The 5,505-nt window shown below is 71.8% G+C and carries 5 protein-coding genes; 2 read left to right on the plus strand and 3 right to left on the minus strand.

The features are described from left to right. Window positions 1–460: GNAT family N-acetyltransferase (locus ACWGIU_RS28090; RefSeq protein ID WP_453710366.1), on the minus strand; the 460-nt coding region annotated here is incomplete at its 3' end. Window positions 461–946: 486 nt separating this feature from the next. Here ACWGIU_RS28090 and ACWGIU_RS28095 point away from each other — a divergent pair. Next, window positions 947–1,633 carry a nitroreductase family protein gene (locus tag ACWGIU_RS28095; RefSeq protein WP_453710373.1) on the plus strand — a complete coding sequence of 229 codons (687 nt, stop codon included), beginning with the start codon at window positions 947–949 and terminating at the stop codon, window positions 1,631–1,633. A 171-nt stretch (window positions 1,634–1,804) separates the two neighbouring features. Here the strand turns inward: ACWGIU_RS28095 and pruA are convergent, their stop codons facing one another. Further along, window positions 1,805–3,436 (minus strand): L-glutamate gamma-semialdehyde dehydrogenase, encoded by a 1,632-nt coding sequence (pruA, locus tag ACWGIU_RS28100; protein WP_453710368.1) that lies wholly within the window; start codon window positions 3,434–3,436, stop codon window positions 1,805–1,807. 32 nt (window positions 3,437–3,468) lie between these two features. Then, entirely contained in the window at window positions 3,469–4,395 is a 927-nt protein-coding gene (locus ACWGIU_RS28105; RefSeq protein ID WP_453710370.1) for a proline dehydrogenase family protein, read from the minus strand. 159 nt (window positions 4,396–4,554) lie between these two features. Between ACWGIU_RS28105 and ACWGIU_RS28110 the strand changes: the two genes are divergently transcribed. Next, window positions 4,555–5,505 (plus strand): PucR family transcriptional regulator (locus tag ACWGIU_RS28110; RefSeq protein ID WP_453710372.1); only part of this gene is annotated, 951 nt, incomplete at its 3' end.

Consider the following 5,505-nt stretch of genomic DNA (forward strand, 5'->3'; position numbering starts at 1 on the left):
CGTACGTGGACCCCTCCTCCTCCGGGAGCGGGACGGGCCCGTCCGGCGAGAGCGCGCCGATCCGCCCGCCCCACACCTGCCAGCCGCGGCCCAGGTACAGCGCCGCCCCGTCCTGCGACGCCGACAGCGCCCCGAGCACGTACGCCCGGCCGATGACGCGCTCCAGCCGGGCCATGACCTGCCCGCCGAGGCCGCGGCGCCGCGCGTCCGCCCGTACGGCCACGGCCTCGACGTAGCCGGTGCGCAGGGCGCGCCCCCGGTGCACGACGCGTCGCATGACGACGCTGCCGTGCGCGACGAGGTCGCCGCCGGCGTCCCGGACCAGCGCGTGCATCCCGCCGAGGGCGTGCTCGAAGTCCTCGTCGGCGAAGTCACCGTCGAAGGCTCCGTCGAGCAGGGTCCGGATCTCGCGCAGCTCCGTGCCGGTCAGCTCCGCCGTGTGCCGTGCGAGGTTCTCCATCGGGCGACCGTACCAACGCGCGCCGGCGGCCCCGGGAGGGCGGGGAAAGGCCGGAAACCGCCGGGGGTTCGAAACCCGGAGTGCTGCCGGGCCGGGCCGTCCGTCGTCTCACGTGGGCATTCCCGGCGGGCGCGCACCCGGTCGGCGGGTCGGGGCGGGCCCGGTGGTCCACCGTGGCGGCGCCCTCGCCGCCCAGTCCGCCGAAGGTACGTACGGCCGGTGGGGGCGGGGTGGTCCACCCGCGCCGGTACCCGCGGGCGGTCGCCCGAGCGGGGTCCGCCGGGTGCCAGGTCACGCCGGTGGAGGAACGTGTTCCGTACGAGGAATCGGCCGGTGATCGGCGCCTCCGAAATCGTCCTGAGTCACCGCATATCGGGTGGGAGATCCGCGTACGGCCCTGGCGGCGGGCCGCACGGCGGCGTGAAGATCTGCCCCATGTCGCCTGAGACCACACCCGAGACCGCCTCCGGGACCGCTCCTGAGACCATGCGGTGGACGCCCGTCCACGGTGATCCCTACCGCCCGGTCGCCTACCGTCCCGAGCGGATGCCGGAGCAGGAATCCCTCGCGCGTGCCGCCGGGTTGCGCGCCCGGATGGACGAGCGGCGGACCGTACGCCACTTCTCCCCCGACCCGGTGCCCGAGCAGGTGGTCCGGGACGCCATCGCCTGCGCCGCGACCGCCCCTTCCGGGGCGCACCAGCAGCCGTGGACCTTCGTCCTGGTCAAGGACCCGGCCGTCCGGCAGCAGATCCGCGCGGCCGCCGAGCAGGAGGAGCAGCTGTCCTACGACGGCCGGCTGGGCGACGCATGGCTCGCCGCCCTGCGTCCCATCGGCACGGACGCCGTGAAGACGCACCTCACGAACGCCCCGGCGCTGATCGTGGTCTTCCAGCAGCGCTACTGGCTCGGCCCGGACGGCACGAAGCGCAAGCACTACTACGTCGACGAGTCGGTCGGCATCGCGGTCGGAATGCTCCTGTCCGCCCTCCACCTGTCCGGCCTGGCGGCGCTGATCCACACCCCCAGCCCCATGCGCTTCCTCAGCCACGTCCTGGAGCGCCCGGAGAACGAGAAGGCCTTCGCCGTCATCCCGGTGGGCTACCCGGCGGACGACTGCGAGGTCCCCGACCTCCTGCGCAAGTCCCTGGACCAGGTCATGGTCGAGGTCTGACGACCTCGCCCCCCGGCGCCTCGGCGAGCCGCGTCCCGATCCGCACCCGGTGGTCGCCGGGCGCGACAACTGCCTGCAGACCATCAGGAGTTGTCGGTGGGGGAAATGGAAACCGCCCCCGCTCCGGACTTGGGGGTACCGGAGCGGGGGCGGAGGTTCGGCAGGGCCCGATCAGCCCATGTGGGGGTACGCGAAGTCGGTCGGCGCGACCAGCGTCTCCTTGATGGAGCGGGTCGAGGTCCAGCGCTGCAGGTTGCTCGCGGCGCCCGCCTTGTCGTTCGTACCCGAGGCGCGGCCACCACCGAAGGGCTGCTGGCCGACGACGGCGCCGGTGGACTTGTCGTTGATGTAGAAATTGCCCGCCGCGAAGCGGAGCTTCTCCATCGCGTCCGCGGCCGCGTAGCGGTCGGCGGCGATGATCGAGCCGGTCAGGGCGTACGCCGAGACGGACTCCATCTGGGCGAGCATCGCGTCGAAGTCGGTGTCCTCGTAGACGTGCACGGCGAGGATCGGGCCGAAGTACTCGGTCGTGAAGACCTCGTTCTCCGGGTCGGTGCACGCGATGACGGTCGGACGGACGAAGTAGCCCTCCGCGTCGTCGTACGTGCCACCGGCGATGATCTCGCACGTCGGGTCGGCGATCGCACGGTCGATCGCGGCCTTGTTCTTCGCGAAGGAACGCGCGTCGATGACGGCGCCGATGAAGTTGGTCAGATCGCGGACGTCACCCATGGTGATGCCGTCGACCTCGGCCGCGAAGGCCTCCTTGAAGCCGTCGTTCCAGATCGAGGCCGGGACGTAGGCGCGCGAGGACGCCGAGCACTTCTGGCCCTGGAACTCGAAGGAACCGCGGGTCAGGGCGGTCTTCAGGACGGCACGGTCCGCGGACGGGTGCGCGACGACGAAGTCCTTGCCGCCGGTCTCGCCGACCAGGCGCGGGTAGGACTTGTACTTCTCGATGTTGGTGCCGACCGTCTTCCACAGGTACTGGAAGGTCTTGGTCGAGCCGGTGAAGTGGATGCCGGCCAGCTCGGGGTGGTTCAGCGCCACCTCCGACACCGCGATGCCGTCGCCGGTCACCAGGTTGATGACGCCCTTGGGCAGGCCGGCCTCCTCCAGGAGCTCCATGAGGAGGATCGCGGAGTGGGTCTGCGTCGGGGACGGCTTCCACAGGACCACGTTGCCCATGAGGGCGGGAGCCGTCGGCAGGTTGCCCGCGATGGCCGTGAAGTTGAACGGCGTGATCGCGTAGACGAAGCCTTCGAGCGGGCGGTGGTCGCTGCGGTTCCACACGCCGGCGGAGTTCGCGACCGGCTGCTCGGCCAGGATCTGGCGGGCGAAGTGGACGTTGAAGCGCCAGAAGTCGACGAGCTCGCACGGGGTGTCGATCTCGGCCTGCTGGACGGTCTTCGACTGGCCCAGCATGGTGGAGGCGGCGAGCTTCTCGCGCCACGGGCCGGACAGCAGCTCGGCGGCGCGCAGGATGATCGCGGCGCGGTCGTCGAAGGACATCGAGCGCCAGGCCGGGGCGGCGGCGAGGGCGGCGTCGATGGCCTCCTGCGCGTCGGCCTCGGTGGCGTTGGCGTAGGTGCCGAGCACCGACTTGTGGTCGTGCGGCTGGACCACGTCGAAGCGCTCACCGCCGCCCATCCGCTTGACGCCGTTGATCGTCATCGGGAGGTCGATCGGGTTCTCCGACAGCTGCTTGAGCTGCGCTTCGAGCCGCGTGCGCTCCGGGGTGCCGGGGGCATACGAGTGGACCGGCTCGTTGACCGGCGCGGGGACCTGGGTCACAGCATCCATGGGGCTGGTAACTCCTTGAGCTAGTGGGGTGCCTAGTTCTTGGTGATCATCGAGCGGACGAAGAAGAGCAGGTTGGCCGGCTTCTCCGCGAGGCGGCGCATGAAGTAGCCGTACCAGTCCGTCCCGTACGCGGTGTAGACGCGCATCCGGTGGCCCTCGGCGGCCAGCCGCAGGTGCTCCTCGCTGCGGATGCCGTACAGCATCTGGAACTCGTACTCGTCCAGCTTGCGCCCGGCCTTTCGGGCGAGCTCCTGGCCGATGGCGATGAGGCGGGGGTCGTGGGACCCGATCATCGGGTAGCCCTCGCCGTCCATGAGGATCTTCAGGATCCGGACGTACGCCTTGTCGATCTGCGCCTTGTCGAGGTACGCGACCTCGGCGGGCTCCTTGTAGGCGCCCTTCACGATGCGGACGCGGCTGCCGGCGGCGGCCAGGCGGCGGGCGTCGGCCTCCGTGCGGAAGAGGTACGCCTGGATCACGCAGCCGGTCTGCGGGAAATCCCGGCGCAGCTCCTCGTGGATGGCGAACATCGAGTCGAGGGTGGTGTGGTCCTCGGCGTCCAGCGTCACGGTGGTGCCGATGGCGGCGGCGGCCTCGACGACCGGGCGGACGTTGGCGAGGGCGAGCTCGTGGCCGCCCTCCAGGGCCTGGCCGAACATCGACAGCTTGACGGACATCTCGGCCTTCTCGCCGAGACCGAGCTCCGCGAGGCGATCGATGAGCTGGAGGTACGCGTCCCGGGCGGCATGGGACTGCGCCACCTCCGTGATGTCCTCGCCGACGACGTCGAGGGTGACCTCCAGACCGGCCCGCGTGAGCTCCTCGACGATCGGGATGACCTGATCGACGGTCTCGCCGGGGATGAACCGATTCACCACGGGCTTGGTCACCGGGGCGGCGGAGACGATACGACGCATCTTGTCGCTGCGCGAAGCGGCGAGGATCACGGGACCCAGCACGGGGCACCTCCAGCGGGTGGCAGAAGAAAAGCGCAAGTGAAACCACCGTGAAACCTAAGGATCGCTTCGATCCTCTGCCATCGACAGCTGTCACGCATCCGTGTCCCGGATCTCATACATCTGTCTGAAGGGGCCGCGCCGGGGTGGGAGAATGGCCCCGTGAAGGGCGATTACCAGGACCTGGTGGACGAGATCTCCGCGCTGCTCGGCGCCCCGGCGACCCTGGAGAACCGAGACTTCCGCCTGATCGCCTTCGGCGCCCACGACAGCGATGACGATCTCGCCATGGACCCGGTCCGGACCCGATCGATCCTGACCCGGCAGTCCACGGCGGACGTCCGGTCCTGGTTCGAGGCCTTCGGCATCGCCCGTGCCACCGAGCCCGTCCGGATCCCGGCGACGCCCGACGCCGGGGTGTTCCGGGGGCGGATCTGCCTGCCGGTGCGGTACCGGGGCATCGTGCAGGGCTACGTGTGGCTGCTCGACCAGGAGCCCGGCAAGCCCGGGCCCGGGCCGGCGGCTCTGGACGCCGCAATGGAGGTGGCCCAGCGCATCGGGGTGCTGCTCGCCGAGGAGGCGAAGGCCGGAGCCGACCTGTCGCGGGAGTTCCTGGCGGTGCTCACGGCCGGCCGGGGCTGGCAGCAGGACATGGCGGTGGCCGCGCTGCGGGCCGCCCTCGGCACCGGCGGGGACGGCCTGCACGCGGCGGTCTGCGTGACGCCGTGGCCGGGGGAGGCTCCGGCGTCGGTACCGGGTGCGGCGGCGGTGTGCGTCGTACCGCGGTCAGGCGGGGGCGAACCTGGCGGCGCCGGGCCCGGTGCGGGAGCGGGACCCCGGCCGGAACCCTCCGGCGAGCCGGCTCTGGCGGTACTGCTCCGGCTGCGCTCGACGGACGCGCTGGCTCCGGCCCTGGCGGCGGCGGCCCGGCTGCTGCCACGCGCGGCGGAGGCGACGGGAACGGGTGGGAAAGGCACGGGCGGGCAAGGCGCGGGCGGGAAGGGGGCGGGCGGGACGGGCACGGGCGGGAGCGCCGGGGCCGGCGCCACCTCCGCGGCCACGGCCCGCGGGGTGACCGCCGGCGTCGCCGACCCCGTACGGGGCCTCGCGGAC

This window comes from Streptomyces sp. NPDC054840 (assembly GCF_053611065.1).

Coding starts and splice junctions, on each gene's coding strand:
- ACWGIU_RS28095 (WP_453710373.1), top strand. CDS start 947: ATGCGGTGGACGCCCGTCCACGGTGATCCCTACCGCCCGGTCGCCTAC.
- pruA (WP_453710368.1), bottom strand. CDS start 3,436: ATGGATGCTGTGACCCAGGTCCCCGCGCCGGTCAACGAGCCGGTCCAC.